This window comes from Streptomyces sp. NPDC049040, from assembly GCF_043197715.1.
In the GTDB taxonomy this organism is placed as follows: domain Bacteria; phylum Actinomycetota; class Actinomycetes; order Streptomycetales; family Streptomycetaceae; genus Actinacidiphila.
In genome coordinates this window covers 295,212-319,748 of sequence record NZ_JBICTO010000008.1, presented here as the reverse complement: position 1 = coordinate 319,748, position 24,537 = coordinate 295,212, and the positions used below count along the sequence as shown (strand labels likewise).

19 protein-coding genes are annotated in these 24,537 nt (G+C 73.5%); 7 read left to right on the top strand and 12 right to left on the bottom strand.

The genetic code is table 11. The annotated features are described in order from the left end of the window. Window positions 1–283: 283 nt before the first annotated feature. The 8 genes from ACGFMP_RS22580 to ACGFMP_RS22545 all read right to left on the bottom strand — a co-directional run bounded on the left by ACGFMP_RS22580 (window position 284) and on the right by ACGFMP_RS22545 (window position 8,391). Window positions 284–898, bottom strand: a complete 615-nt coding sequence (locus ACGFMP_RS22580) for a hypothetical protein (protein WP_393674619.1) — start codon at window positions 896–898, stop codon at window positions 284–286. A 102-nt stretch (window positions 899–1,000) separates the two neighbouring features. Next, window positions 1,001–2,452, bottom strand: a complete 1,452-nt coding sequence (ahcY, locus tag ACGFMP_RS22575) for an adenosylhomocysteinase (RefSeq protein WP_393674617.1) — start codon at window positions 2,450–2,452, stop codon at window positions 1,001–1,003. A gap of 231 nt (window positions 2,453–2,683) precedes the next feature. After that, entirely contained in the window at window positions 2,684–3,643 is a 960-nt protein-coding gene (locus ACGFMP_RS22570; protein ID WP_393674615.1) for a cation diffusion facilitator family transporter, read from the bottom strand. A gap of 96 nt (window positions 3,644–3,739) precedes the next feature. After that, window positions 3,740–4,942, bottom strand: a complete 1,203-nt coding sequence (gene manA / locus ACGFMP_RS22565; protein WP_393674613.1) for a mannose-6-phosphate isomerase, class I — start codon at window positions 4,940–4,942, stop codon at window positions 3,740–3,742. Between the two features lie 5 nt (window positions 4,943–4,947). Next, window positions 4,948–6,084, bottom strand: a complete 1,137-nt coding sequence (locus ACGFMP_RS22560) for an SIS domain-containing protein (RefSeq protein ID WP_393674611.1) — start codon at window positions 6,082–6,084, stop codon at window positions 4,948–4,950. Between the two features lie 77 nt (window positions 6,085–6,161). Beyond that, window positions 6,162–6,341, bottom strand: a complete 180-nt coding sequence (locus ACGFMP_RS22555) for a Trm112 family protein (protein ID WP_393674609.1) — start codon at window positions 6,339–6,341, stop codon at window positions 6,162–6,164. A 171-nt stretch (window positions 6,342–6,512) separates the two neighbouring features. After that, window positions 6,513–7,871: a phosphomannomutase/phosphoglucomutase gene (locus ACGFMP_RS22550; protein WP_393674606.1), complete on the bottom strand. Its 1,359-nt coding sequence runs from the start codon at window positions 7,869–7,871 to the stop codon at window positions 6,513–6,515. Window positions 7,872–8,028: 157 nt separating this feature from the next. Next, a complete protein-coding gene (locus tag ACGFMP_RS22545) occupies window positions 8,029–8,391 on the bottom strand; it encodes a DUF3499 domain-containing protein (RefSeq protein ID WP_031519528.1) in 363 nt (120 codons plus the stop codon). A gap of 322 nt (window positions 8,392–8,713) precedes the next feature. On the opposite strand from ACGFMP_RS22545, the gene ACGFMP_RS22540 reads away from it, so the two are divergent. Next, window positions 8,714–9,154 (top strand): metallopeptidase family protein, encoded by a 441-nt coding sequence (locus tag ACGFMP_RS22540; protein WP_393674605.1) that lies wholly within the window; start codon window positions 8,714–8,716, stop codon window positions 9,152–9,154. 60 nt (window positions 9,155–9,214) lie between these two features. On the opposite strand, the gene ACGFMP_RS22535 is transcribed toward ACGFMP_RS22540, so the two are convergent. The 3 genes from ACGFMP_RS22535 to ACGFMP_RS22525 all read right to left on the bottom strand — a co-directional run bounded on the left by ACGFMP_RS22535 (window position 9,215) and on the right by ACGFMP_RS22525 (window position 15,054). Then, window positions 9,215–10,681: a DUF5719 family protein gene (locus ACGFMP_RS22535; protein ID WP_393674604.1), complete on the bottom strand. Its 1,467-nt coding sequence runs from the start codon at window positions 10,679–10,681 to the stop codon at window positions 9,215–9,217. Beyond that, a complete protein-coding gene (locus tag ACGFMP_RS22530) occupies window positions 10,678–14,526 on the bottom strand; it encodes a glycosyltransferase (RefSeq protein WP_393674602.1) in 3,849 nt (1,282 codons plus the stop codon). The genes ACGFMP_RS22535 and ACGFMP_RS22530 overlap by 4 nt, the downstream gene beginning before the upstream one ends. Before the next feature lie 264 nt (window positions 14,527–14,790). Continuing rightward, complete coding sequence (locus ACGFMP_RS22525) at window positions 14,791–15,054, bottom strand: WhiB family transcriptional regulator (RefSeq protein WP_031519519.1); 264 nt, start codon at window positions 15,052–15,054, stop codon at window positions 14,791–14,793. Between the two features lie 710 nt (window positions 15,055–15,764). On the opposite strand from ACGFMP_RS22525, the gene ACGFMP_RS22520 reads away from it, so the two are divergent. The 3 genes from ACGFMP_RS22520 to ACGFMP_RS22510 are packed head-to-tail and all read left to right on the top strand — an operon-like array spanning window position 15,765 to window position 18,592. Beyond that, the gene (locus ACGFMP_RS22520; RefSeq protein ID WP_393674601.1) at window positions 15,765–16,283 is read left to right on the top strand and encodes a cysteine dioxygenase; all 519 of its coding nucleotides are present in this window, start codon (window positions 15,765–15,767) and stop codon (window positions 16,281–16,283) included. Between the two features lie 39 nt (window positions 16,284–16,322). Then, window positions 16,323–17,279: a 2-phospho-L-lactate transferase gene (gene cofD, locus ACGFMP_RS22515; RefSeq protein ID WP_393674599.1), complete on the top strand. Its 957-nt coding sequence runs from the start codon at window positions 16,323–16,325 to the stop codon at window positions 17,277–17,279. Then, the gene (locus ACGFMP_RS22510) at window positions 17,276–18,592 is read left to right on the top strand and encodes a coenzyme F420-0:L-glutamate ligase (protein WP_393674597.1); all 1,317 of its coding nucleotides are present in this window, start codon (window positions 17,276–17,278) and stop codon (window positions 18,590–18,592) included. The genes cofD and ACGFMP_RS22510 overlap by 4 nt, the downstream gene beginning before the upstream one ends. 367 nt (window positions 18,593–18,959) lie before the next feature. On the opposite strand, the gene ACGFMP_RS22505 is transcribed toward ACGFMP_RS22510, so the two are convergent. Continuing rightward, window positions 18,960–19,811, bottom strand: coding sequence for a DNA-3-methyladenine glycosylase family protein (locus tag ACGFMP_RS22505; RefSeq protein WP_393674659.1), 852 nt, complete (start codon window positions 19,809–19,811; stop codon window positions 18,960–18,962). 163 nt (window positions 19,812–19,974) lie between these two features. On the opposite strand from ACGFMP_RS22505, the gene ACGFMP_RS22500 reads away from it, so the two are divergent. The 3 genes from ACGFMP_RS22500 to ACGFMP_RS22490 all read left to right on the top strand — a co-directional run bounded on the left by ACGFMP_RS22500 (window position 19,975) and on the right by ACGFMP_RS22490 (window position 24,325). Next, complete coding sequence (locus ACGFMP_RS22500; RefSeq protein WP_393674596.1) at window positions 19,975–20,730, top strand: TIGR03089 family protein; 756 nt, start codon at window positions 19,975–19,977, stop codon at window positions 20,728–20,730. Between the two features lie 452 nt (window positions 20,731–21,182). Further along, window positions 21,183–22,862, top strand: a complete 1,680-nt coding sequence (locus tag ACGFMP_RS22495; protein ID WP_393674594.1) for an LCP family protein — start codon at window positions 21,183–21,185, stop codon at window positions 22,860–22,862. Between the two features lie 47 nt (window positions 22,863–22,909). Continuing rightward, the gene (locus tag ACGFMP_RS22490) at window positions 22,910–24,325 is read left to right on the top strand and encodes an LCP family protein (protein WP_393674592.1); all 1,416 of its coding nucleotides are present in this window, start codon (window positions 22,910–22,912) and stop codon (window positions 24,323–24,325) included. Window positions 24,326–24,537 lie beyond the last annotated feature (212 nt).

Sequence of the window (24,537 nt, the reverse complement as noted above, 5' to 3'; positions counted from 1 at the left end):
CTTTTGGCACGCTGTTGAGTTCTCAAGGAACGGAAGCTTCCTTCGAGACCGTTTCACCGGCCCCTCCGGGCTTTCCCTTCGTTGTGTTCCCGACTCTAGCAGAAGCTATTCGGTCGGAATTACCACCCGCCGTTCGGGGACACGAATGCCCCGCACGAGATTTCTCCCGGCTCGGCTGAGGTGTCTTCGTCTGGCGAAGTAGTAAGGAACCACGTCGATCACGTCCGGATGTCCGGTTCGCGACAACCGTTCAAATCTACCTCCCAGCCCCGCAGGGGTCAAATCAGGGGAAGGTCGAGGGAGGGGTGTCGAGCTCCTCGAGCTCGATGCCCGGGGCGGCGAGGACCACGTCCCCGGCCAGATGGACCTCGTGCTGGTCTCCGGTGGCCAGGTCGCTCACCACGAAGTTATCCACAGGCAGAAAACCGCTGTCGGCCGGATGTGCTGTCCTGGAGACCAGGGACCACGACTGGTCCACGGTGAGGGGCGCGAGCACGGGGGGCCGGAATGAGACGAGGCGTACGCGGGTGGCGGGGCCGCCGGGTTCGAGGCGGAGGAGTCTCGCTGTGGCGACGAGGAAGGCGGGCGAAGCCCCGGTGAAGGCGTGTGCGGGGGCGTTGCCCTCCTGGGCCAGTTCGCCGGTGGGGTCGGTGCGGACCCAGGTGACGCCTTCGAGGGCCGCTCCCCGCACCTGCCAGGCGCCGGCGTGGAGTTCGAGGCGGATGGGGCGGCCCCGTTCATCGATGGTCAGGTCCACGGAGCCGGCGTGGTCACCACCGGGCGCGGTGGTCCTGGCCGTGTAGCGCCAGCCGGAGGGGCCGGTGGCGCAGTGGAAGTGTTCTTCTCCCAGGGGGGTGTGGTCATGGGTGTCGTGGAGCGAGTATCGGCCGCGGGGCATGGTGGGTTCTCAGGATCTGGCGAGGCCCCCGCCTCGACGGGGAGACGGGGGCCTGCGCGGTTCGGTCCGGCCCCTGCGGGCCGGTCAGCGGGGAGCCGGGGCTCAGTAGCGGTAGTGGTCGGACTTGTAGGGGCCTTCGACCTTGACTCCGATGTACGAGGCCTGCTCGGGGCGCAGCGTGGTGAGCCTGACGCCGAGCGCATCGAGGTGGAGGCGGGCGACCTTCTCGTCGAGGTGCTTGGGCAGCACGTAGACGCCGATCGGGTATTCCTCGGGCTTGGTGAAGAGCTCGACCTGCGCCAGCGTCTGGTCCGTGAAGGAGTTGGACATGACGAAGGAGGGGTGACCGGTGGCGTTGCCGAGGTTGAGCAGCCGGCCCTCGGACAGCACGATCAGCACCTTGCCGTCGGTGAAGGTCCAGGTGTGGACTTGGGGCTTGACCTCGTCCTTGACGATGCCGGGGATCTTCGCGAGGCCGGCCATGTCGATCTCGTTGTCGAAGTGGCCGATGTTCCCGACGATCGCCTGGTGCTTCATCCTGGCCATGTCGGACGCCATGATGATGTCGCGGTTGCCGGTGGTGGTGACGAAGATGTCCGCCGTCTCCACCACGTCGTCCAGGGTGGCGACCTGGTAGCCGTCCATCGCCGCCTGGAGCGCGCAGATCGGGTCGATCTCGGTGATGATCACGCGGGCGCCCTGGCCGCGCAGGGACTCGGCGCAGCCCTTGCCGACGTCGCCGTAGCCGCAGACGACGGCGACCTTGCCGCCGATGAGGACATCGGTGGCGCGGTTGATGCCGTCGATGAGGGAGTGCCGGCAGCCGTATTTGTTGTCGAACTTCGACTTGGTCACCGCGTCGTTGACGTTGATCGCCGGGAAGAGCAGCGTGCCTTCCTGCTGCATCTCGTAGAGGCGGTGGACGCCGGTGGTGGTCTCCTCGGTGACCCCGCGGATCTCGGAGGCGACCTGGGTCCACTTCTGCGGGCTCGCAGCAACGGTGCGGCGCAGCAGCTCCAGGAAGACGCCGTACTCCTCGCTGTCCTCCGCGGCGGTGGCGGGCACCGCGCCGGCCTTCTCGAACTCGACGCCCTTGTGGACGAGCATCGTGGCGTCGCCGCCGTCGTCCAGGATCATGTTCGGGCCGCCGGTGGCGCTGTCGGGCCAGGTGAGGGCCTGTTCCGTGCACCACCAGTACTCTTCGAGGCTTTCGCCCTTCCAGGCGAAGACCGGGACGCCCTTGGGGTCATCGGGGGTGCCGTCGGGGCCGACGGCGATGGCGGCCGCCGCGTGGTCCTGGGTGGAGAAGATGTTGCAGGACGCCCAGCGGACCTCGGCGCCGAGGGCGACCAGAGTCTCGATGAGGACGGCGGTCTGGACGGTCATGTGCAGCGAGCCGGTGATACGGGCCCCGGCCAGCGGCTGGGTCTGCGCGTATTCGGTACGCAGCGACATCAGGCCGGGCATCTCGTGCTCGGCGAGGGTGATCTCCTTGCGGCCGAAGGCGGCAAGGGAGAGGTCCGCGACCTTGAAGTCGGTGGCGGTAGTGGTCATGCGGGCTGCTCCTCGGTGCGATCGAGGTGGACGGGGATCGGGCGCGGCCACAGGGCGGCAGCGGGTGCGGCTGTGTGCGGGCGCACCTGTCCCCTTGCGGCAGCGCAAACCGTCGGAGGCCCTCTCTCCCTCGGTCGGCCACCCTTGGGTGACCGCCCGACCGCCATCAGCAGCGACGTCTGGCTGGGTACGAATCTACACCGGTCCGCCGAGCGGCCGCAGTCCCTCCGGTCAGCGGCCGCCGGGCGTCTGGTCGGGGTCGGGGCCCGCCGCGGCCGCCGCCTCGCTGTAGATGTCGGGTTCGAGGTAGATGACCCGGGCGAAGGGTTCGGCGGCGCGGATGCGCTCCTCGGCGGCGTCGATGGCGCGGGCGACCTCGGTGGCGGTGTCGTCGTGCCTGACCGCGATCTTGGCGGCGACCAGGAGTTCTTCAGGGCCGAGGTGGAGGGTGCGCATGTGGATGATGCCGGTGACGGTGTCCCCGTCGACCACGGCGGCGCGGATCCGGGCGAGGGAGTCCGCGCCGGCGCCCTCGCCCAGCAGCAGGGACTTCGTCTCGGCGGCGAGGACCAGGGCGATGCAGATGAGGAGGGTGCCGATGCACAGGGTGCCGATGCCGTCCCAGACCCCGCTGTCGGTGGCCAGTGCGATACCGACGCCGAGCAGCGCCAGGACGAGGCCGATCAGGGCGCCGAAGTCCTCCAGCAGGACGACCGGGAGTTCCGGCGCCTTGGCTCGGCGGATGAACTCGGTCCAGGACAGGGTGCCGCGGGTGTGGTTGGACTCCTTGATCGCGGTGCGGAAGGAGAAGCCCTCGGCGACGATGGCGAAGATCAGGACGCCGACCGGCCAGTACCAGTGGTCGATGGCGTGCGGGTGCCGGATCTTCTCGTAGCCCTCGTAGAGGGCGAACATGCCGCCGACCGAGAAGAGCACGATCGAGACGAGGAAGGCATAGACATAGCGCTCCCTGCCGTAGCCGAAGGGGTGCTCCTCGTTGGCGGCCCGCTTGGCCTTCTTGCCGCCGATGAGGAGGAGTCCCTGGTTGCCGGAGTCGGCGAGGGAGTGCACGCCTTCCGCGAGCATCGAGGAGGAGCCGCTGAACGCGAACGCCACGAACTTCGCCGCGGCGATGGCGAGGTTGGCGCTCAGTGCCGCGACGATCGCTCGGGTTCCGCCTGAGGCGCTCATGTGTGCTGGGTGTCCCTTCCGTCGGCCCTGGCGGCTGCCTCGCCGTGACGGGCGTTGCGGACGGACATTCTTGCAGCCCGTGTCGCGGTCGGTGCGTCAGGCCGCCACGGTGGCACGGAAGACGGTGCCCTCGCCGGTGAGTTCGGTGCGTTCAGCGGCCGGGATCCAGCAGGATTCGCCGCGGTCGAGGGTCAGCTCGGAGCCGTCCTGGGCGCGCAGCCGGGCCTGTCCCGCGGTGCAGAGCAGGATCTGCGGGGTGCCGCCGTCGAGGGTGCGCGGGTCGGAACCGGGGGCGAGGACGTACCGGGAGAGCCGGAATTCGTCGATGGGGGCCGCGTAGAGCTCCTCGCCGTCGGGTGCGGCCTCGGGGCGGAGCACTCCGGGGTCGTCGGCTTCGAACCGGACGATGCGCAGGAGTTCTGGCACGTCGATGTGCTTGGGGGTGAGGCCGCAGCGCAGCACGTTGTCGGAGTTGGCCATGATCTCGACGCCGAGGCCGTCGAGGTAGGCGTGCGGGACGCCGGCGCCCAGGTAGAGGGCTTCGCCGGGCTGGAGCCGTACGTGGTTGAGCAGCATGGCGGCGATGACGCCGCGGTCGCCGGGGAAGCTGCGGGCGGCCTTGGCGTAGGCGGCGTAGGCGGCGGCGTGCGGGGTGCCGGGGGTGGCTGCCAGCCGGTCGGCGGCCTCGGTGGCGGCGTGGACGGTCTCGGCCATCGCCTCGGGTTCCGCGCCGAGGACGGCGGCGAGGACTTCGCGCAGCGCACGGTCCTCGGGGTGGGCGCGCAGGATGTCGGCGTAGGGGGCGAGTGCCCCGACGCCGAGGGCGTCGATGAGTTCGGCCGCCTCCGCGGGCCGGCGGAATCCGCACAGCCCGTCGAAGGGGGACAGTGCCACCAGCATCTCGGGCTTGTGGTTGGCGTCCTTGTAGTTGCGGTCCGGGGCGTCGAGCGGGACGCCGCGGGCTTCCTCGTCGGCGTATCCCGCCTTGGCCTGGGCGAGGTCGGGGTGGACCTGCACGGACAGCGGGGCGCCGGAGGCGAGCACTTTGAGCAGGAAGGGGAGCCGGGGCCCGAAGCGCTTGACGGTGGCGTCGCCGAGTTCCGCGGTGGGGTCGGCGTCGATGAGGGTGTCGAGCGGGACGGGTCCTTGGCCGCGGTCGACGCGGGAGGGTGCGCCGGGGTGGGCGCCCATCCACAGTTCGGCCTGGGGTTCGCCGGTGGGCGCGGTGCCCAGCAGTCCGGGGATGGCGGTGGTGGAGCCCCAGGCGTACGGGCGGACGGTGTTCAGGAGGCGGTTCATGCCGGTCAGGTTCTCTCGGTCGAAGCGACGGCCAGGTAGGCGGCGGCGAAGTCGGTGAGGGCGAGGAGTGCGGCCGCGATGTGCAGGTCGCTGCCGCCGGGGGCGGCGATCTCGCTGAGCGGGGTGTCGTGCGCGTAGGCCTGCTCGCGGGCGGCGGGCGCCGCGGAGCCCGGCTGGTCGGGGGCTTCCTGGAGCAGCACTATGCGCAGCCGCAGCCCGTCGGACTCCTCGACGCGGTCGCGGAAGAAGTCATCGGGGTCCGCGCTGAGGGCGTGCGCGCCTGCCTGGAGCGGGCCGTGGACGGTGAGGGCGGTGGGCAGTTCCGCGCTCAGTGCCGGGCGGCCGGCCCTGGTGGCGAGGACGGTGACGAAGCGGCGGGCGGCGGCGGCCGCGATCCGGCCCTGGCTCCACAGCAGCGGGAGGGCGTCGTCGAGTTCGGCGGCGAGGGTCTTGGCGGGGTTGGTGTAGGTGGCGATGGCGGGGCCGCAGCGGGCGGCGACCTCGTCCAGGGTGTCGGCGAGTTCCTGGAGTTCGCCGGCCGGGGCGCTGATCAGGCCGAGCCGGTCGGTGAGGGCGAGCAGGGGGGTGAGCAGTGCCCAGAAGGCGCCGGTGTCGGCGGCCGGGTCGGACGCGGTGTCGGGCCGCCAGTTGCCTTCCGCGCCGGTGAAGGGCAGGGCGAGGCCGCGGACCTGTGCGACCGACTCGGCCAGCGGCGCCTTGGGCGGGGAGACGGCGGCGGCGGTGCAGCCGCGGCGGTAGGCCTGTTCGACCAGGTCGATGAGGCCCTGCTCGGTGCCGAGCGGGGAGATCAGCAGCAGGAGGTCGAGGGATCCCGCCCAGCCGGGCAGTGTCCAGCGGGCTTCCTGCGGGGTGGGGCCGGTCGAGGTGAGCGCTTCGACGGGGCAGCTGCCGGAGCCGAGCGCGGTGAGCAGGTCGGCCACCGCGGCGGCGTCGGGCCCGCTGCCGGCCACCAGGACGGTGCGGGGCCTGCCGTCGGGTTGCAGGGCTGACACGCCCGCCTCCTCGGCGAGCCGCAGGGCGGTGCGTACCCGGGCGCCGGACGCGGCGACCGCGCGGAGCAGGCCGCGGGTGTCGGCGCGGGCAAGCCCTTCTGGGTCCTCCAGCAGCGACTCGTCGAACAATGCGACCTCCGGGTCGAGATGTCGTGACGCGGCCGGACGGAGTCCGGGTGCGGGGTTCCGGGTGCGCCGGCGGCGGGTCAGCCGGGGCGGCGGGCCTCGTCCACCAGGAGCACGGGGATGTCGTCCCTGACCGGGTAGGCCAGGCCGCAGCTGTCGGAGGTGCAGACGAGCTCGGCGGCGTCCACGTCCTCGCGGAGTGCGGCGTGGCAGGCCGGGCAGGCGAGGATCTCCAGAAGGCTGGCTTCGACGAGCGGCATGTGCGGTGTCCTCCGGGCGGTGTGCGGCGGGCGGGTGCCGGCCGGGCGGGTGGCCCCGGCCTGTGCCCGCCAGCCTATCTCCGCGCCCCGCGCCGGGGCACGGGCCGGGGCGCGAGGCCGGGGGCATGGACCTGGCACATGCCCTGGCCGGGCATCCCGTGGTCGCGGCGGTCAGTCGCGGACGAGTGCGAGCACCCGGTCCCGGATGCGGGCGACGGCGGCGGCGTCCGCTGCCTCGACGTTGAGCCGCAGCAGCGGTTCGGTGTTGGAGGCCCGCAGGTTGAACCACCAGTCCGCGGAGCTGACGGTGAGCCCGTCGAGTTCGTCGAAGGCGACGCCCTCCTCTGCGGCGAAGGCCGCGCGGACGGCGGCGGTGCGGCCTGCCTGGTCGGTGACGGTGCTGTTGATCTCGCCGGAGGAGGCGTAGCGGTCGTAGCCGGCGACGAGTTCCGACAGCGGGGCGTCCTGCCCGCCGAGGGCGGCGAGCAGGTGCAGCGCGGCGAGCATGCCGGTGTCGGCGTTCCAGAAGTCGCGGAAGTAGTAGTGCGCGGAGTGCTCGCCGCCGAAGACCGCGCCGGAGGCGGCCATCTCCTGCTTGATGAAGGAGTGGCCGACCCGGGTGCGTACCGGGACGCCGCCGTGCTCCCTGACGACCTCGGGCACGCAGCGGGAGGTGATCAGGTTGTGGATGATCGTGGCGCCGGGGTGGGCGGCCAGTTCGCGGGCGGCGACCAGGGCGGTGACCGCGGAGGGGGACACCCCTTCGCCGCGCTCGTCGACGGCGAAGCAGCGGTCGGCGTCGCCGTCGAAGGCCAGGCCGAGGTCGGCGCCGGTCTCGATGACGCGGGCCTGGAGGTCGACCAGGTTCTTCGGGTCGAGCGGGTTGGCCTCGTGGTTGGGGAAGGTGCCGTCGAGTTCGAAGTACATCGGCACCAGGTCGACCGGCAGGCCGGCCAGCACGGTCGGCACGGTGTGGCCGCCCATGCCGTTGCCCGCGTCGACCACGACCTTCAGCGGCCGCATGCCCGACAGGTCGACGAGCGAGCGCAGGCAATCGGCGTAGTCGCCGAGCACGTCGCGGTCGGTGATGGCGCCGAGGACCTCCGCGCCGGCGGGCACACCGGTCTCGAGCCATTTCTCGGCGAGCGCGCGGATGTCGGCGAGGCCGGTGTCCTGGCCGACGGGTGCGGCGCCGGCACGGCACATCTTGATGCCGTTGTACTCGGCCGGGTTGTGACTGGCGGTGAACATGGCGCCCGGCAGGCCGAGCCGCCCGCTGGCGAAGTACAGCTCGTCGGTGGAGCACAGCCCGATGCGGGTGACGTCGGCTCCGCGGGAGGCGGCGCCGCGCGCGAAGGCGTCGGACAGGGCGGGGGAGGAAGGGCGCATGTCGTGCCCGATGACGACCGCGTCGGCGCCGGTGACGGTGACGAAGGCCGCGCCGAAGATCTCGGCGAGCGGGATGTCCCACTGGTCGGGTACGACTCCGCGCACGTCGTAGGCCTTGACCAGCTGCGACAAATCGGCCACTGCACACCTCTGCGGTACGGGGTCCCGTGCTCTGCGGGGTCCCGGAATTCGGACGGTACGGCGCGGCGGTGTGCCGCGGTGGCCACAACCTACCCCGGCGGGCAGGGGCCGGTTCCGCACGGGGCGGAGGGGGCCGGGAGGGGAGGGGCGGGGTGTCCTACTCGGGCGAGCGGAGTACCCGCAGGTGGCCGCGCCTGGCGACTTCGAGCGGGTCGATGTCGCGGGCTCCGGGCCGGGTGCGCTCCTGCGGGCGGGCGGCCTCGCGTACCGCGTTGGCCAGCGCCTCCAGGTCGTCGCCGCTCGGCCGCACGGGGCCGGTGTCGACGGCGAGCCTGACGACCTCCCAGCCGCGGGGCGCGGTCAGCCGCTCCGAGTGCTCGGAGCACAGGTCGTAGCAGTGCGGTTCCGCGTAGGTGGCGAGGGGGCCGAGGACGGCCGTGGAGTCCGCGTAGACGTACGTCAGCGTCGCTACGGCGGGGCGGCCGCAAGCGGTGCGCGAACAGCGACGTACAGGGCTCACGAGGTTGGACGGTACCGCACTCTTGAGCGGGCCGCGACGACTCTCCCCAGGCTCACCCGGTCGTGTCGTCGCGCCGCCGCTTCCGGGCCCCGCGCCGCCGCCACGGCGCGGACCTGCGGCGATATCGGCGAGGCCGGAGGTACGTACCAAAGCGGCGGCGGGCGGTCATGACGGCGGCACGTGACGGGTTCGATCGCCGGGTGGCGCGAATGCGCCGCTTCTGTGGCCTGATGCGGTCTGATTCCCGGCGCCGTATGACGATAAGGGGGCGGCGTCGACTCGGATCGCGACACGGCGGGGGGCTGGGGCTAGGCTCACGCTGATGGACAGTTCGGCGCCACCTCCCTCCGACCCGCGTCCGCGGCACCGTGACCGGCACGGCCGTGGCATGCGCGGCCCCATCGCGCCACCGCAGGTACCGCTCGCGGTCAGCCGCGCCGATGCCTTCGACGACCTGGTCAGGGACGCGGCGGACCGCCTCGAGCGGCGCTGGCCGCAGCTGGCCGACGTGGAGTTCGCGGTGCAGGAGGTGCCCTGGCCGCAGGATTCCGCGGCCGACGGCGACGCGGTGCCGCTGGGGCGGCTGGTGGGCGCGGACAAGGGCCGGCCGAGCCGGATCGTGGTCTACCGGCGGCCGGTCGAGATCCGCGCCAAGAGCCGCGACGAGCGGGCGCTGCTGGTCCATGAGGTGGTGGTCGAGCAGGTCGCGGAGCTCCTGGGGCTGTCTCCCGAGAACGTCGACCCGAAGTACGGCGAGGACTGAGGCCCCCAGGGCCGCGCCCCGACGGCGCCCGCCCCGGCCGGGGGGCGCCGTCCGCCGCCGCTACTTGTCGAGGATGGCGAGGTCGGAGGCGGCCTGCGGCACCTCGACCATGCCCCGGTCGTCGGGCAGCGGCTGGATGGTGAACATCGGGATGCCGCCCAGCGGCAGCGCGAGCGTCCGCGAGGCGTAGAGGGTGCCGCCGGAGAGGCGTTCCACCGTCACCGCGTAGCCGCCCTTGCCCGGGGCGGGCGACTGCGGCTGGAGGGAGAGGGTCGAGCCCGCCTTGACGATGACGGTCCTGCTCACCGGGGAGCCGCCGGACGGGCCGGGCGACGAGGTGACCTTGACCCTGGTCTCCTTGCCGACGGCCATCAGGGCCAGCGTCGAGGCCTTGTCGCGGTTGTCCGCGACGGTGGCCCTGGTGTCGATCGCCGGGGTGGCGGGCAGGAAGGCCATCTCCTGCTTGGCGCCCTTGCCGCGGGTGATGCGCAGTCCCGCCACGACCGGTACGGCAGGATGCACGGTGCTCGATCCGATGACCAGCGAGCCGGGCTCGCCCTTGGTGATGTCGCCGAGGTCGGCGGTGGCCGTCATCCCCGCCTTGACGTGCAGCGACTCGTGGCCGGCCGGGGCGATGAGACCGGTCGAGGTGGCGAGCTTGAGCGTCAGGTCGGCGTCGTCGGAGCCGGTCGCGTAGGCCACCAGGTGCACCGAGGTGGCGTCGGCCGGGATGCCGGGCATGACGAGCGAGGTCGCCGGATCCGCTGCGGGCGGCAGCCAGTCCGTGCCGGTCTTGGCGTCGGTGGCCTGCACGGCGGCGCCGACCCGGCCGCTGCGCACCACGACGTGCACGGTCAGGTCGGCGACCTTGTCGGCGACCAGCGTGGACAGCAGCACCGGCTTGGACCCCTTGCCGGGGACCGTGATGCCGTCGCCCGTCGACGCCTTGAGCACGCCGTCCTTGCCGTACAGCTCGATGTCCACGACCGCCGGCGCCTCGTCGGGGTCCACCAGGTGCAGGTAGTCCTGGCGGCCGGTCGCGGTGCTGGCGCCGGGGAACCAGAATTCGCTGTCCGGGGTGACGCAGGAGGTGCCGAGCAGGCCGCGGCCCGGACCCGAGTCCACCACGGTGGTCTGCCCGACCGTCCAGCCGGGTGCCAGCGGCCCGTCGGCGGTGCCGACGAGGGCGGGCGCCTCTGGCTTGTCCGTGGCGTAGGTGACGGCCTTGCCGGGCTGCTTGAGCGGCGCGAGCGGCTTGGCCTTGTCGGCGGCGGGGACCAGCTGCGCGCTGCCCGTGCCGTCGGTGCCGTCGCCCGCCGACAAGGGGGTGAAGGACGTGTAGGTGGTGTTGGCGAATTCCGACGGCGAGGGCGCCGGGCACACCACGGTGCTGCGCTGCACGGGGAGCCTGGTCACCGCGCCCTTGGGGGCGGCGGCCGAGTCGCTGCCGCCGTTCAGGGAGGCGGCACCGGTCAGGACGGCGAGCACGACGACGGCGCCGCCCAGGGAGAGGGTGCTGCGGTTCACTGGTGGTCGCTCCCGTCGCGGCGGTGGTCGCCTTCTGCGTAGTACGTCCCGCCGTCGGGGTACGCCCCGGGGTCGGGGTAGCCGCCCTGGTCGGGATAGGGCGGCTGCCCCGGGTAGGGGGCCTGGTCGCCGTAGCCGGTCACGGTCGCGTCGTGCGGTGCCTGGCCGCCCTGCTGCGCGTAGGGGTCGTAGCCGGGCTGCTGCGGGACGTAGCCGTACTGGTCGCCGTAGCCGCCGTTGCCCTGCTGCTGCTCGTAGCCGCCGCCCTGCTCCGCGGGGTAGGGCTGCTGCTCCCACTGCTGGTCGGGGTAGGGCGCGTAGTACGGCTCCGCGCCCTGGGCGCCGTCGGGGGCGGGGACGGCGTACGGGTCGTAGCCGCCCTCCTGCTGGTCGTAGCCGCCCTCGGCCTGGTCGTAGCCGCCGTCGGCGGGGTCGTACGGGGCTCCCGCCGGCTCGTACGGGTCGTGCTGCGGCTGCGGTCCCTGGCCGCCGGGCTGCGCGTCCGGCTCGGTGCCGTCCTCGGCGCCGTTCGCGGCGGCCCCGGCCTCCGCCGCGGCCTGGAGGCGGCGGGCCCTGCGGCCCTCGCCGCCCGCCTGGGCGGGGATGTCGGCGGCCACGGCTCCCTCGGCCTCCGGGAGGTCGTCGTCGACCTCCCTGCGGCGGCCGGGCAGCGCCAGGACGATCGTGACGAGCAGCAGGAAGGCCTGGAAGCCGAGCCACCCGATGTGGGTGACGGGTTCCTTGAAGGTGACGTCGAGGCGCCCGCCGGTGGCGGGCAGCTGGAAGCCCTGCGCCCATCCGTCGACGGTGGTCGGCGTGAGCCGGTTGCCGTCGAGGGTGGCCTGCCAGCCGCTGGAGGTGGAGTCCGCCAGCCGCAGCACCCGGCCCTGCGGGCCGGCGGCGACCTTGGTGTGCGCCTCGACGCGGCCCGAGGGGACGGCGACAGGCTGGGCGCCCTTGGCGGTGATCGTCATCCGGGAGACGGTCGTGTCGACCCGCCACAGCTCGCTGCCGTCGGCCTGGCTGACGCGGGACACGCCGGGGGTGCTGTCCAGGACGCGGCCGAGGGCGCGGGGCGTGCCCTTCTGCGCGAGGACGTAGCGGACGGCGTATCCGGCGAGCCGGCTGCCCTGGTCGGCGCCCGAGCCTGCCACCAGGTTGGCGACGAGGTCGTCAAGGGTGGTGTCGTGCGGGGCCTGCGCGGCCAGTTCCGCGTCGCCGATGCGGACGCCCGCGCCCCTGACCAGGGCGTAGGCGACATGGCCTTCGGTGCCGCTGAGCACCAGGGTGCGGGCCTGGTCGCCGCTGGTGCTCTCCTCGGCCACGAAGGCCGGGACCTGCTGCGGGTCGCGGCGGTCGAGGGGGCCGTCGGCCCCGTGCGCGACCCAGGTGAAGGCGGCGAGCAGCGGCGCGGCGGCGGCGGCCAGCGCGATCAGGCCGGCGACGGGCTGCCGCCAGCCGAATCCGCTGGCGGCGATCCGCTCGTTGGCGCCTTCCGCGCCGACCGCGGCGGCCGCCAGGAGTGCGAGGCCGTAGACGAGCGTGGCCGGTCCCGCCCACGCCTTGCCGTTCTCGATGACGGCGAAGAGCAGTCCGGTCGCGGCGACGACCCACGCGGCGGTGGTCGCCGTGCGGCGGGTGTCGCGCAGCAGCGCGGCGAGCGCGGCGAGCACCAGGCCGACCAGCAGCACTCCGCCGGTGGCCTTGGGGCCGCCGGGGCTGAGCAGCAGCAGGTCGACACCGGACGCGCCCTTGGTGCCGTACGGCAGGCCCACCTCGTGGAGCAGCCGTCCCGGGTGCGACAGCAGCGTCAGCGACCAGGGGGCGAGCAGGACGACCGGGGTGACGATCAGCGCGGCGAAGCGCAGCAGGTGCGGTACGAGCAGGGCGCCACGGCCGGTGAGCATCCGCCAGGCGATGGTCGCCGCTGCGAGGACCAGCGTGATGGGCCAGGTGATCGGGGTGAAGGCGGTGGTGAAGGTGAGCATCAGGGCCAGCGCCCAGGTGGCGCGCCAGCCGGGGCGGGCGCCGCGGTCGAGCGCGGCGTCGCCGAGCTGGAGTCCTGCACTGGCGACGGCGGCGCGCGCCATCAGCGGCAGCAGGATGGCGAGTACCGCGGTGCCGAGCCTGCCGGTGGCCAGCGCGCCGGTCGCGGCGGGCAGGAAGGCGTAGGCGACGGACGCCCAGGCGCGCAGCAGCCGGGAGTCGACCAGCGGCCGGGACGCGAAGTAGGCGGTGAATCCGGCCAGCGGCACCGAGGCGACGAGCAGCAGCGTCAGGGTGAGTCCGGTGGAGCCGAACAGCACGGTGGAGAACAGGCCGAGCACGGCGAGGTAGGGCGGCGCTGACTGGGTGCCGCCGGTGCCGAGTGCGTGCCAGGAGCCGGCGTAGCTGTGCCACAGGTCGGAGGCACCGGGGTCGGCGGGCAGCAGGGCGCCGCCGGCCAGCGCACCGCCGCCGAGCAGCGAGCGGCAGGCGGCGAGCGAGACGACCAGCAGCACCGCAAAGAGCACGGGGCCGGGTTTGCGGGCGATCCGCTTGAGCCTGGCGAACTGCTCGATCTCCAGGAACTCGCCGCCGTCGTCCTCGCCGGGTCCCGACTCGACGGCGCCGCCGTGGCGGCCGGCTGCGGCCGAGGCGGCGTCGGCGCGGCCGGCGATGTTGCTGACGACCTGGTCGACGGTGGCGCGTACGGTCGCGCCGGGCGGCGGGAAGAGCGGGCGCAGCTCCGAAGGGGGTACGACGCCCTTGCCGCGCCGGTGGCGGGCGCTGAGCAGCCGGCCGGGGCGGAGCAGCACGCCGAGCAGGCCGACGATCTCGTCGACGGCCTGTCCCGGCACCTTGCCGACGAGGTAGGCGAGGGTGCGCAGCAGGGTGCCGAGGACTATGCGCAGCGCCACGTACGGCAGCAGCGGGCCGCGGGTGTTGGCGAGCAGCGTGTAGACGGCGCCGGCCTTGTCGACCCGGTGCGGGTTGACGGCGGAGCGGCCCGCGCAGTCCACCGGGCGGCGCTCGCGGGAGGCGGCCTCGGCGTGCCAGAGCACGGCGTCGGGTGCGACGAGGACGGTGTGGCCGGCGGCCTGGGCGCGCCAGCAGAAGTCGACGTCGTCGCGCATGAGGGGCAGCCGGCGGTCGAAGCCGCCGAGTTCCTCCCACACGTCGCGGCGGACCAGCATGCCTGCGGACGACACCGAGAGAACAGGGCGCACCTGGTCGTGCTGGCCCTGGTCCTGCTCGCGGCGTTCCAGCGCGGTCCAGCGGCGGCCGCTGCGGGCGATGCTGACGCCGACTTCGAGCAGCTGCCTGCGGTCGAACCAGCTGCGCAGCTTGGGGCCGATGATCGCGGCGGACGGCGAGGTGTCGGCGACCCGCAGCAGACCGGCCAGCGCACCCGGGTCGGGTTCGCAGTCGTCGTGCAGCAGCCACAGCCACTGGACGGGTTCGCCGTGCGGCCGGTCGGGCTCTTCGTAGGCGTCGTCGTTCCAGCTGCGGTTGACGGGATCCCAGCCGCTGCGGCGGGCGAGGTACGGCAGCTGCTCCGCGGTGAGCGGGGCGGCGGTGCGCGCGGCCTCCTCGACGGCGGCGCCGAAGCTGGTACGCCTGGCCAGGTGCAGGACGCGCTGGTCGCCGAGTGATTCGGCGAGCAGCCGGGCGGAGTCGTCTGCGCTGCCGGTGTCGGCGGCGATCACGTCCTGGACCGGGCGGTCCTGGGCGAGCAGGCCTGCGAGCGACTTGGGCAGCCAGCGCGCGCCGTCGTGCGCTACCAGCACGGCGGTGACGACATGGCGCGGGAACTCAGGGGTGCCGGCCGGGTGGGCGGCCGGTGCTGGGGTGTTCACGGACATCGAGGTTCTGGCCCCGGTTCGCTGGACTGCGGTGGACGCTGGCGCCCGCTCTGGCGGGGTTGCATCTCGGACGGCCCCCCACACTAACGGCTTACGCGGACGCCACTGCCCTGACGTGAGCACAGTGTGAGAACAACAGCAGCCCGCGGGCCGCGTCGGGGGACGCGTCCCGCGGGCTGCGGGGCGGGCGTGCGGGGCGCGGCCGGTGGCCTGCCTGCCGCTGTTCAGGGGCGGGCACGGGGCTCGTGCGGCAGGGGGCGCGGGTCAGACGACGCCCTTCTTCAGCCGGCGGCGCTCCCTTTCCGACAGGCCGCCCCAGATGCCGAAGCGTTCGTCGTTGGCGAGGGCGTATTCGAGGCAGTCGGAGCGGACTTCACAGGCAAGGCAGACCTTCTTCGCCTCGCGTGTGGAACCGCCCTTTTCGGGGAAGAACGACTCGGGGTCGGTCTGCGCACACAGCGCACGCTCCTGCCAGCCGAGTTCCTCGTCGGCCTCTTCGGCCAGCAGCAACTGGAACTGCTCGGTCATGCGCGCCCCTCGTCTGTCGTGCTTCCCCGTGATGTGGGCCGTCACCGTGAGCGGCTGAACGACACGAGTGAAATTACAAGTGCGCCGATCCGGACCAGTCAAGCCGGGATCTGCTATTGGGTCCGTTATTCACTCCGCTGAACCAAGGAGTGACGGAAAGTGTTGTTATCAGGCGAAAAGACTGGATCCGTCAACCGTGGTCCGGCCGGCCCACGACTCACACCTCGTCAGACGCTGCGGCGATGCGCCGCGTTCCGCCCGTCCGGGTGAAGCGTCGTGGATCACATTTCGATCACAGAAGCACACGCTCGCGGGAAGAGTCGGACAGATGCGCGACGCCCGACGGCGCGGCGCACCGACTCCCCAGCTCGGCGTGTCCGGTAAGCGGAATGCTGTGGTGCACGGATGTCGCTGCATCTATCCCCTGCGTTCACGCACAAACCTTTCAGCAACTCACGGTGCCTGATCTGATGAAAGAAAAGCGACATACCGGTCGCCCGGTTGACAGAGGGTCGCCCGGACCGGTCTTCTTGTGTGCATGCCTGCCGAGCGTCACACGCCCCTCCGGACTCGCCACCGCGAGTCCTGCTGCGTCGTGCTCGCGCAGAACTGCTGTTGTCCCTGCCGCTGTCGCTGAGCTCCTGCCGCAGGACCGGATTCCGGTCCCGGCACCGCCCGCCACTCGCGCACACCCCCAGGGACACACCTTCATGTACTCCGACGTCTCCATCGCCGGTGACCCGCTCGCCCTCCCCCACCTCCTCCCCCCGGTGCCGCAACACCCCGGCACCGTGGCGGAGTTCGCGGGACTCGCCCGCACCATCGCCGCCGACCACCGGCAATGGGCGCCACTGGTCCGCTACGACGCCACCACCCGCTGGTACTCCCGTCTGCGGACCGGCCCCGGCTACGAGGTCTGGCTGCTCAGCTGGCTCCCGGGCCAGGGCAGCGGCCTGCACGACCACGGCGCCTCCTCCGGCGTGCTGACCGTGCTGCGCGGCGCGCTGCGCGAGCGCGCGCTCGGCCGGCAGGGCGAGAGCGTCCGCACGCTGGCCCGCGGCGGCCAGCGCGCCTTCGCGCCCGGCTACGTGCACGAGGTCGTCAACGACAGCCTGGAGCCCGCGGTCAGCCTGCACGTCTACTTCCCCGGCCTCACCGAGATGACGCAGCACGCCTGCACCTCCCCCGCGGCCGCAACGGTCCCCGCCCCTGCGCAGGCGGGGACGTAGCCGTTCGGGCCGCTGCCGGGTGCTGACAGACTGGGGCCCATGCGAATCGTGGTTCTGGCCGGAGGAATCGGCGGGGCGCGCTTTCTGCGCGGACTGCTGGCAGCGGCGCCGGAGGCGGAGATCACCGTCATCGGCAACACCGGAGACGACATCCATCTGTTCGGCTTGAAGGTCTGCCCCGACCTCGACACCGTGATGTACACCCTGGGCGGCGGCATCCACGAGGAGCAGGGCTGGGGACGGGCCGAGGAGACCTTCACCGTCAAGGAGGAGCTCGCCGCCTACGGGGTGGGACCCGAGTGGTTCGGCCTCGGCGACCGGGACTTCGCCACCCACATCGTGCGGACCCAGATGCTCGCCGCCGGCTATCCGCTCAGCGCCGTGACCGAGGCGCTGTGCGCCCGCTGGAAGCCCGGCGTCCGGCTCATCCCGATGTCGGACGACCGCATCGAGACCCACGTACTGGTCGAGACCGACGGCGAGCGCAAGGCGGTGCACTTCCAGGAGTACTGGGTGCGGCTGCGCGCCTCGGTCCCCGCGCACGCCGTGGTGCCCGTCGGTGCCGAGGCGGCCAAGCCCGCACCCGGGGTGCTCGAGGCGATCGGCGCGGCGGACGTCATCGTCTTCCCGCCGTCCAACCCGGTGGTGAGCATCGGCACGATCCTGGCGGTGCCCGGAGTGCGCGAGGCCATCGCCGAGGCCGGGGTGCCGGTCGTCGGCCTGTCGCCGATCATCGGCGACGCACCCGTGCGCGGCATGGCCGACAAGGTGCTGGCCGCCGTCGGCGTGGAGTCCACCGCAGCCGCGGTCGCCGCGCACTACGGCTCGGGGCTGCTCGACGGCTGGCTGGTGGACACCGTCGACGCCGGCTCCGTCGACGAGGTGGAGGCGGCCGGCATCCGCTGCCGGGCGATCCCGCTGCTGATGAGCGACCTGGAGGCCACCACCACGATGGCGCGCGCGGCGCTGGCGCTCGCGGAAGAGGTGCGGGCATGAGCACGGCACGCTTCGAGGTCTTCGCCCCCGAGGGTGTCGGCGAGGTCGAACCGGGCGCGGACATCGCCAAGCTCATCGCCGCCACCGGGGTCGAGCTGGCCGACGGCGACATCCTGCTGGTCACGTCGAAGATCGTCAGCAAGGCCGAGGGCCGCCTGGTGCACGCCGACGACCGGGAGGCCGCGATCGACGCCGAGGCCGTACGGCTGGTGGCGCGCCGCGGACCCACCCGGATCGTCGAGACCCGGCACGGCTTCGTCATGGCCGCGGCGGGTGTCGACGCCTCCAACACCGCGCCGGGCACCGTCCTGCTGCTGCCCGAGGACCCCGACGGCTCCGCCCGCCGGATCAGGACCGGGCTGCGTGACGACCTCGACGTCAATGTCGGCGTCATCGTCACCGACACCTTCGGGCGCCCCTGGCGCGAAGGGCTCACCGATGTGGCGATCGGCGCCGCAGGTGTCGCCGTGCTCGACGACCTGCGCGGCGGTCAGGACTCGCACGGCAATCCGCTGCACATGACCGTCACCGCCACCGCCGACGAACTGGCCGCCGTCGGTGACCTGGTCAAGGGCAAGGCGACCGGCCGCCCGGTCGCGGTGGTCCGCGGCCTGCCGGGTGTGGTCCTCCCCCGGGACACCGGCGAGGCGGCCGACCGCGGGGCCCGGCCGCTGGTGCGCAGGGCCGCGGACGACATGTTCCGACTCGGCACCTCCGAGGCGGTGCGGGAGGCGGTGTCGCTGCGGCGCACCGTCCGCGACTTCACCGACGAGGCGGTGGACCCCGCCGCCGTACGCCGGGCCGTCGCACTGGCGGTGACCGCGCCCGCGCCGCACCACACCACACCGTGGCGTTTCGTGCTGCTGGAGACGCCCGAGGTGCGCGAGCGGCTGCTCGACGCCATGCGGGACGCCTGGGCGGCCGACCTGCGGCGCGACGGCTTCTCCGAGGAGAGCGTGGCCAAACGGCTGCGGCGCGGCGACGTGCTGCGCAAGGCCCCGTACCTGGCGGTGCCCTGCCTGGTCGCCGACGGGGCGCACGCCTATCCCGACGCACGGCGGGCCGCGGCCGAGCGCGAGATGTTCGTGGTCGCCACCGGTGCCGGTGTGCAGAACTTCCTGGTCGCCCTGGCCGGCGAGCAGCTCGGATCCGCCTGGGTGTCGTCCACGATGTTCTGCCGCGACGTGGTGCGCTCGGTCCTCGACCTCCCGGCGGGCTGGGACCCGATGGGCGCGGTGGCCATCGGCCGCCCGGCCACGGTGCCGGCGGCCCGCCCGCCACGTGACGCCGAGGCGTTCATCGCCGTGCGGTGACCGCCGTGGGGCGGCCCCGGCCGTTCCCGGCCCGCCCGCCACGTGACGCCGAGGCGTTCGTCGCCGTGCGGTGACCGCCGTGGGGCGGCCCCGGCCGCTCCCGGCCCGGTGGCCGGGTGACGCGGGGGGATCGGCCCGGCCGATGGCCGTGCGCGGCACGCGATTCCCCCGCGCCGGCGAAAGGACGCCGCGGGCCGACGGCTGTACGGCGCGGTGGACCGGCGGGGGACGTCGGACGCCGCGGACCGGCGGCCACCCGGGGCGTCCTCGCACCGGGTCGTACGCCGGACGGGCCCGGCACGGCGGCCGACCGCCGGGGCTGCCGTCGCACGCCTGCCCGGGATCGACCAGGGATCGCCGGCGGGGCTCAGGAGTGGCGGTTCGGGGGGTTCGGGGCGAGGCGCGGGTTGTGGCGGGGCGGCGACGGGGCGCCCAGCAGGATCAGGCGGGCCGCCCGGTGCCGCTGGCCCGCGTAGGGCGCCAGCAGCTCCAGCATCGTGGCGTCGTCGGAGCGCCGCGCACCGGTCAGCGCGTAGCCGATGTGGTGCGGCAGGTGCAGGTCGCCGACCGTCACCGCGTCCGCCGCACCATGGCTGCGCTGCAACGTCTCCGCCGCCGTCCACGGCCCGATGCCGGTGACGCTCTGGAGCCGGACGCCGGCCTCCTGCGCGGGCAGCGACACCAGCGTGTCCAGCCTGCCGCCGAGGCGTACCGCCCGCATGACCGTGGACGCGCGCTTGTCGTCGACCCCGGCGCAGTGCCAGTCCCACGAAGGGATCCGCGCCCATCCGCGCGCGTCGGGCATCACCCGCATACGGTCCGCGGGCCCCGGCGCCGGCTCGCCGTGCTGGAGCAGCAGCAGCCGCCACGCGCGGTACGCCTCCGTGGTGGTCACCTTCTGCTCCAGCACCGACGGGATCAGCGCTTCCAGGACGAGCCCGGTCTTCGTCAGCCGAAGACCCGGGTTGCGCCGGTGCGCCGCGTGCACGATCCGGTGCCTGGGCGTGAACGCCGCAGGATCGTCGTCCCCGCCGAGCAGCGCGGGCAGCGCGTCGAGCAGCCACTCCGCTCCCGGCCCCCACGCCTCGGCCTCGATCGCCGCCGCACTGCCGCGCAGCCGCAGCGTCCCGGCGCCCGCGAGCGTACGGCTGGCCCGCCACACCGTGCCGTCGGCGTCGACCCGGAAGGCCGGGTCGCCAGGGCCGCGGCGCAGCGGCATGAGCGTACGGCGGACGTCGAGCGGTCCTGCCGGGGTCCAGGTGCGGATCCGCCCACGCTCCTGCCGCGGGGCGGGGACTCCGCCGTCGAGGCGCGGTCGTGGTGAGGGCACCTGCCGAGGGTAGCCGCCGCAGCCCCGCGGCACGGCCGGTAGCCTGGCCGGCGTGACGCCAACCGCCCAGGACACCCCCGCAGGACTGCTCGCCTCCGCCCTGAGCGCGGACCCGGGGCGGCCACTGATCACCTTCTACGACGACGCCACCGGTGAGCGGGTCGAGCTGTCCGTCGCCACCTTCGCGAACTGGGTCGCGAAGACCTCGAACCTGCTCCAGGACGAGCTGGGCGCGCAGCCGGGCGACCGGCTGGCGCTGCTGCTGCCCGCGCACTGGCAGACGGCGGTATGGCTGCTGGCCTGCTTCTCCACCGGCGTGGTGGCCGCGCCCGGCGCCGATCCCGCAGGCGCCGACCTCGTCGTCAGCGGCCCCGACACCCTGGAGCAGGCGCGCGCGTGCGGCGGTGACCGGGTGGCCCTGGCGCTGCGCCCGCTGGGCGGACGCTTCCCGCAGGCGCCCGTGGGCTTCATGGACTACGCCGTCGAGGTGCCAGGGCAGGGCGACCGCTTCGCCCCGTACGCGCCCGTCGGCGCCGGCTCGCCCGCGCTCGAACTCCCGGGCGAGGGCACCGCGACCGCAGGGGCCGTCGTGCAGCGGGCCTTCGCCTCGGCCGAGGCCTACGGGCTGAAGCCGGGAGGCCGGGTGCTGTCTCGGCTGCCCTTCGACGACTGGGCGGGCCTGGCCGCCGGGCTGCTCGCCCCGCTCGCGGTCGGCGGCTCCGCGGTCCTGTGCCGGAACTCCGCGGAACTGAGCCCGGAACAGCTCGCCGCGCGCGAGGCGACCGAGCGGGTCACCCTGCGGGTGTAGCTCCCCCGGGCCCGTCCCCTCGGGGAAGGGTGAGCAACCGGTTCAACGGTCACCCGGTCACCGGCCGGTGGTCCGGGTGCGGCAGCAATGGCCCCTGCGGGACGGTGGCGGCCCGCGCCCCGGTGGGGGCTTGTCGCGCAGTTCCCCGCGCCCCCGGGGCGGTGCGGTCGCCGTCGCCATGCGACAGCGAGGGGAGGTTGCTCGCGCGAGCCGGGAACCCTCCGCCCGGACCCGATTCCGCGCCCCATTGCATGCCCCGTCCCGTGCCGCATCCCGTGCCCCATCCCGTGCAGCGGAGGGCAGCACACCGGCAGCGCGGGCAGAACCGTTGGGCTCGTACAAGCATCCGGGAACCCGAGGCAACCAACCGGCGGATTCGACTGTCTGAACGAGTGGCGTTCGGGCACACGAGCCCGGGGGTGATGCCGGACGGATGAGGGATGGGCGGAGACGTGACCACGTCAGCAGAGCCTCCGGGGGAGGACCCGACGGAACCGCCGGAGGGGGACAGTGCGGAGCGTCCCGGCCAGGGCCGCGCCGGGTCCCCGACGGAGAAGCACACCGGGCCTGCGAAGCAGGGCCCGGCGGACCCCGCGGCGAAGGACGGCACCGAGCCCTCGGGTGAGGCCCCTGCCGAGGGTCCGGCAGAGCCGGAGAACGAGCGCGCGGCCGACGCTCCGGCCGAGGACGGCACCGGGCAGGCCGAACCCGACCCGGCGGACTCCGGGGCCGGGGCCGGCGCCGAGCCCGCGGAACAGGACCCGGCGGACAACGCCACCGCGCCCGCCGCCGAAGCCGCTGCCGAGGACACCGCAGGACCTCACGCCGCCGACAGCACCGAGCAGCCCGAGCACGACCCGGCGGACAACGCCACCGCGCCCGCCGCCGAAGCCCCTGCCGAGGACACCGCAGAGCACCCGCCTGGGCCTCAGGCCGAGGACGTCGCCGAGCAGGCCGGGCACGACCCGGCGGAACCTCTGGTGGTGCCGGCCCCGCCGCAACGGAGTTACCGGTGGCTCAAGGTGCTGGCGGCGACCACCGCCCTGCTCGTGCTGGCCGTCGCCGGCGGCGTCTGGTACCTCTATCAGCGCCTCGACGGGAACATCACCACGGACACGGTGACCGAGACCGAGTTGAAGGTGCACGCCTCGGAGCGGCCGACCGAGGGGCCGACCTCCGCGGAGAACATCCTGCTGCTGGGATCGGACAACCGCGGCGACGGCAACGGCAAGTACGGCGAGGACAGCGGCACGCAGCGCTCGGACACGGCGATCCTGCTGCACCTGGCCGCGGACCGGCGCACCGCGACGGCGATGAGCATCCCGCGCGACCTGATGGCGCATGTGCCGAGTTGCGCGAAACCCAAGGGGGGCATGACCGAACCGAAGTTCGAACAGTTCAACTGGGCCTTCCAGTTCGGCGGCGCCGCCTGCACGATCCGTACCGTCGAGGACATGACGGGGATCCGGATCGACCACCACCTGATCGTGGACTTCTCGGGGTTCAAGAAGATCGTGGACGCGATCCACGGCGTCGATGTGTGCCTGTCGGAGCCGGTGCACGACAGCAAGGCGCACCTCGACCTGCCCGCCGGGCGGCAGACGCTGAACGGCGAGCAGGCGCTCGGCTACGTGCGGGCCAGGCACGGCTTCGGCGACGGCAGCGACACCGAGCGGATGGACCGTCAGCAGGGTTTCCTCGGCTCGCTGTTCTCGAAGGTCAGCAGCAACGGTGTGCTGCTCAACCCGGGGAAGGTCTACCCGGTGCTGTCGGCCGCGACGTCCTCGCTGACCGCCGACCCCGGTCTGGACTCGCTGAGCGAGCTGTACGGCCTGGCGCGTGACCTCCAGCGCATACCCAGCGGCCAGTTGCGCTTCCTGACGGTGCCGCGGGAGCAGTACACGCAGGACATCAACCGCGACCAGCTGGTGCAGCCCGAGGCGGACCAGCTCTTCGCCGCGCTGCGTGACGACGTCGCCGTGACGGTGACGCCGGACGGGCACAAGGACAGCGGCAAGTCGGGGACCCCGGCGACCGGTACGCCCACCCCCGGCAGCGGTACTCCCGCCACCCCGGTGCCCACTTACCGCGGTACGACCGCAGATGCCGACATCTGCGGCAAGGCAGGATGAACTAAAGTGAGCCCTCGGCCGGCCGTGGATGGAGGACCCGATCGACCGTGGACACGGAGGAGTCCGGGTACGTCGACCCGGCTGACCAATGGGTGCTCGACCCGGCCACCGGCATGTACGAGCTGCGCCTCGACGCGCCGCCCGAGCCGGAGCCGCGGGAGCCGGAACCGCCGCGGCCCGCGCCCGTGGCGGCGGCACCACAGCGGGCGGCCGCGGTACGCACGCCGGGCGGCCGGTCGGGCCGCGGCGGGCGCAGGGCCGCCCCGGCTGCCTCGGGTTCGCGTCGCCGGAAGGCCAAACCCCGCACGCCGCCCGCTCTGCTGTGGGCGGTCGGGGCCACCTGTGCGGTGCTGGTCGCCGGTGTGACGGCGGGGATCGTGGTGCTGCGGCACGGCGAAGGCCCCGGCATCCGTACCGTCGACATCGGCAGCGCCGGCGGCAAGGACCCCGTCCCCGCCGGGGCGATGAACGTGCTGGTGCTCAGCGGTACTTCGGCCGGCGCCGCGGTGGCGGACACCGCGGTGCTGCTGCATCTGGCGGCGGACCGCGGCAACGCGACGGCGCTGGTCATCCCGCCGGCGCTGGTGACCGACATCCCGGACTGCCCGGTCGGCGGCGGCATGGTCAAGGGGGCGAAACAGCAGCCCTTCTCCGCCGCGCTGACCGGTCGCGGCCCCGGTTGCGCGCTGCGGGTGGTCAAGCAGCTGACCGGGCTGCCGGTGGACCACGTGGTGCTGGTCGACTACGCCGCGGCCAGGGCGCGTTCGACCGGGGTCGCGGCGGCGGACCTGTGCGTGGACCGCACCGTGGCCGACCCGGGGACGCTGACGGCGCTGGCGCGTACCGCTCCCGCCGCGCTCACCACCGACACCCCCCTGGGCAGTACGGGGGCGCTGGGCGCGCTGGCCGCCGCGATGGGCACGGCGGACCCGGAGCACGTCACCTTCGTCACGCTGCCGGTACGCGGCGGTGCCACCCCGCCGGTGGTCGACCAGGACAAGGCGTCGCAGCTCTACGCCCTCATCGCGCACGACGTGTCGCTGTCCCCCGACCACCCGCCCGCCCCCGACCCGAAGTTGACCGGTCCGAAGGCGACACCGCACAACACCAGGGTGGAGGTCTACAACGGCACCGGGGTCTTCGGCGCCTCGCAGGACGTACTGGCCTGGCTGCAGAACTCCCAGGGCGCGGACCGCACCACCAACGGCGGCGACGCCCACACCAAGGTGCAGAAGACCACGCTGCGATACGCGCCGAACCAGGCGGACCAGGCCCGTTCGCTGGCCGCGATGATGGGCCTGCCCGCGTCGGCGCTGATCCCCGGCACCGTGGACGCGGCGCCCCGGGCGAACATGACGCTCACTTTGGGAGCGGACTTCACCGCGCCAGGTGCGCCGGTGGGGCCGCCCACCGCGCCGCCCAAGGGCGTGCCGCTGACGTCCGCTTCCGCCGTCCGCTGCTGAAACCGGCTCCGGCGCGGGCACGGTGGGCCGCGACGGCGCCGACCGGCGGCCGCAGAGCGGGACATCATGGCAAAGCATGGTGAAAAGCTGCTGAAAATCCGCGCCGATTCCGGCGGTAATCACGACCTTTGTCCGTTTGTACGAGGGTCGGATCCATCAGGTTCGCACCCCGTCGCCGCATCCGGCGACTACTGTAAGCGATCCGGCGGTTA

Coding starts and splice junctions, on each gene's coding strand:
- cofD (WP_393674599.1), top strand. CDS start 16,323: ATGCGAATCGTGGTTCTGGCCGGAGGAATCGGCGGGGCGCGCTTTCTG.
- ACGFMP_RS22540 (WP_393674605.1), top strand. CDS start 8,714: ATGGACAGTTCGGCGCCACCTCCCTCCGACCCGCGTCCGCGGCACCGT.
- manA (WP_393674613.1), bottom strand. CDS start 4,942: ATGAACCGCCTCCTGAACACCGTCCGCCCGTACGCCTGGGGCTCCACC.
- ahcY (WP_393674617.1), bottom strand. CDS start 2,452: ATGACCACTACCGCCACCGACTTCAAGGTCGCGGACCTCTCCCTTGCC.
- ACGFMP_RS22555 (WP_393674609.1), bottom strand. CDS start 6,341: ATGCCGCTCGTCGAAGCCAGCCTTCTGGAGATCCTCGCCTGCCCGGCC.
- ACGFMP_RS22570 (WP_393674615.1), bottom strand. CDS start 3,643: ATGAGCGCCTCAGGCGGAACCCGAGCGATCGTCGCGGCACTGAGCGCC.
- ACGFMP_RS22580 (WP_393674619.1), bottom strand. CDS start 898: ATGCCCCGCGGCCGATACTCGCTCCACGACACCCATGACCACACCCCC.
- ACGFMP_RS22510 (WP_393674597.1), top strand. CDS start 17,276: ATGAGCACGGCACGCTTCGAGGTCTTCGCCCCCGAGGGTGTCGGCGAG.
- ACGFMP_RS22505 (WP_393674659.1), bottom strand. CDS start 19,811: ATGCCGCTGCGCCGCGGCCCTGGCGACCCGGCCTTCCGGGTCGACGCC.
- ACGFMP_RS22525 (WP_031519519.1), bottom strand. CDS start 15,054: ATGACCGAGCAGTTCCAGTTGCTGCTGGCCGAAGAGGCCGACGAGGAA.
- ACGFMP_RS22520 (WP_393674601.1), top strand. CDS start 15,765: ATGTACTCCGACGTCTCCATCGCCGGTGACCCGCTCGCCCTCCCCCAC.
- ACGFMP_RS22530 (WP_393674602.1), bottom strand. CDS start 14,526: ATGTCCGTGAACACCCCAGCACCGGCCGCCCACCCGGCCGGCACCCCT.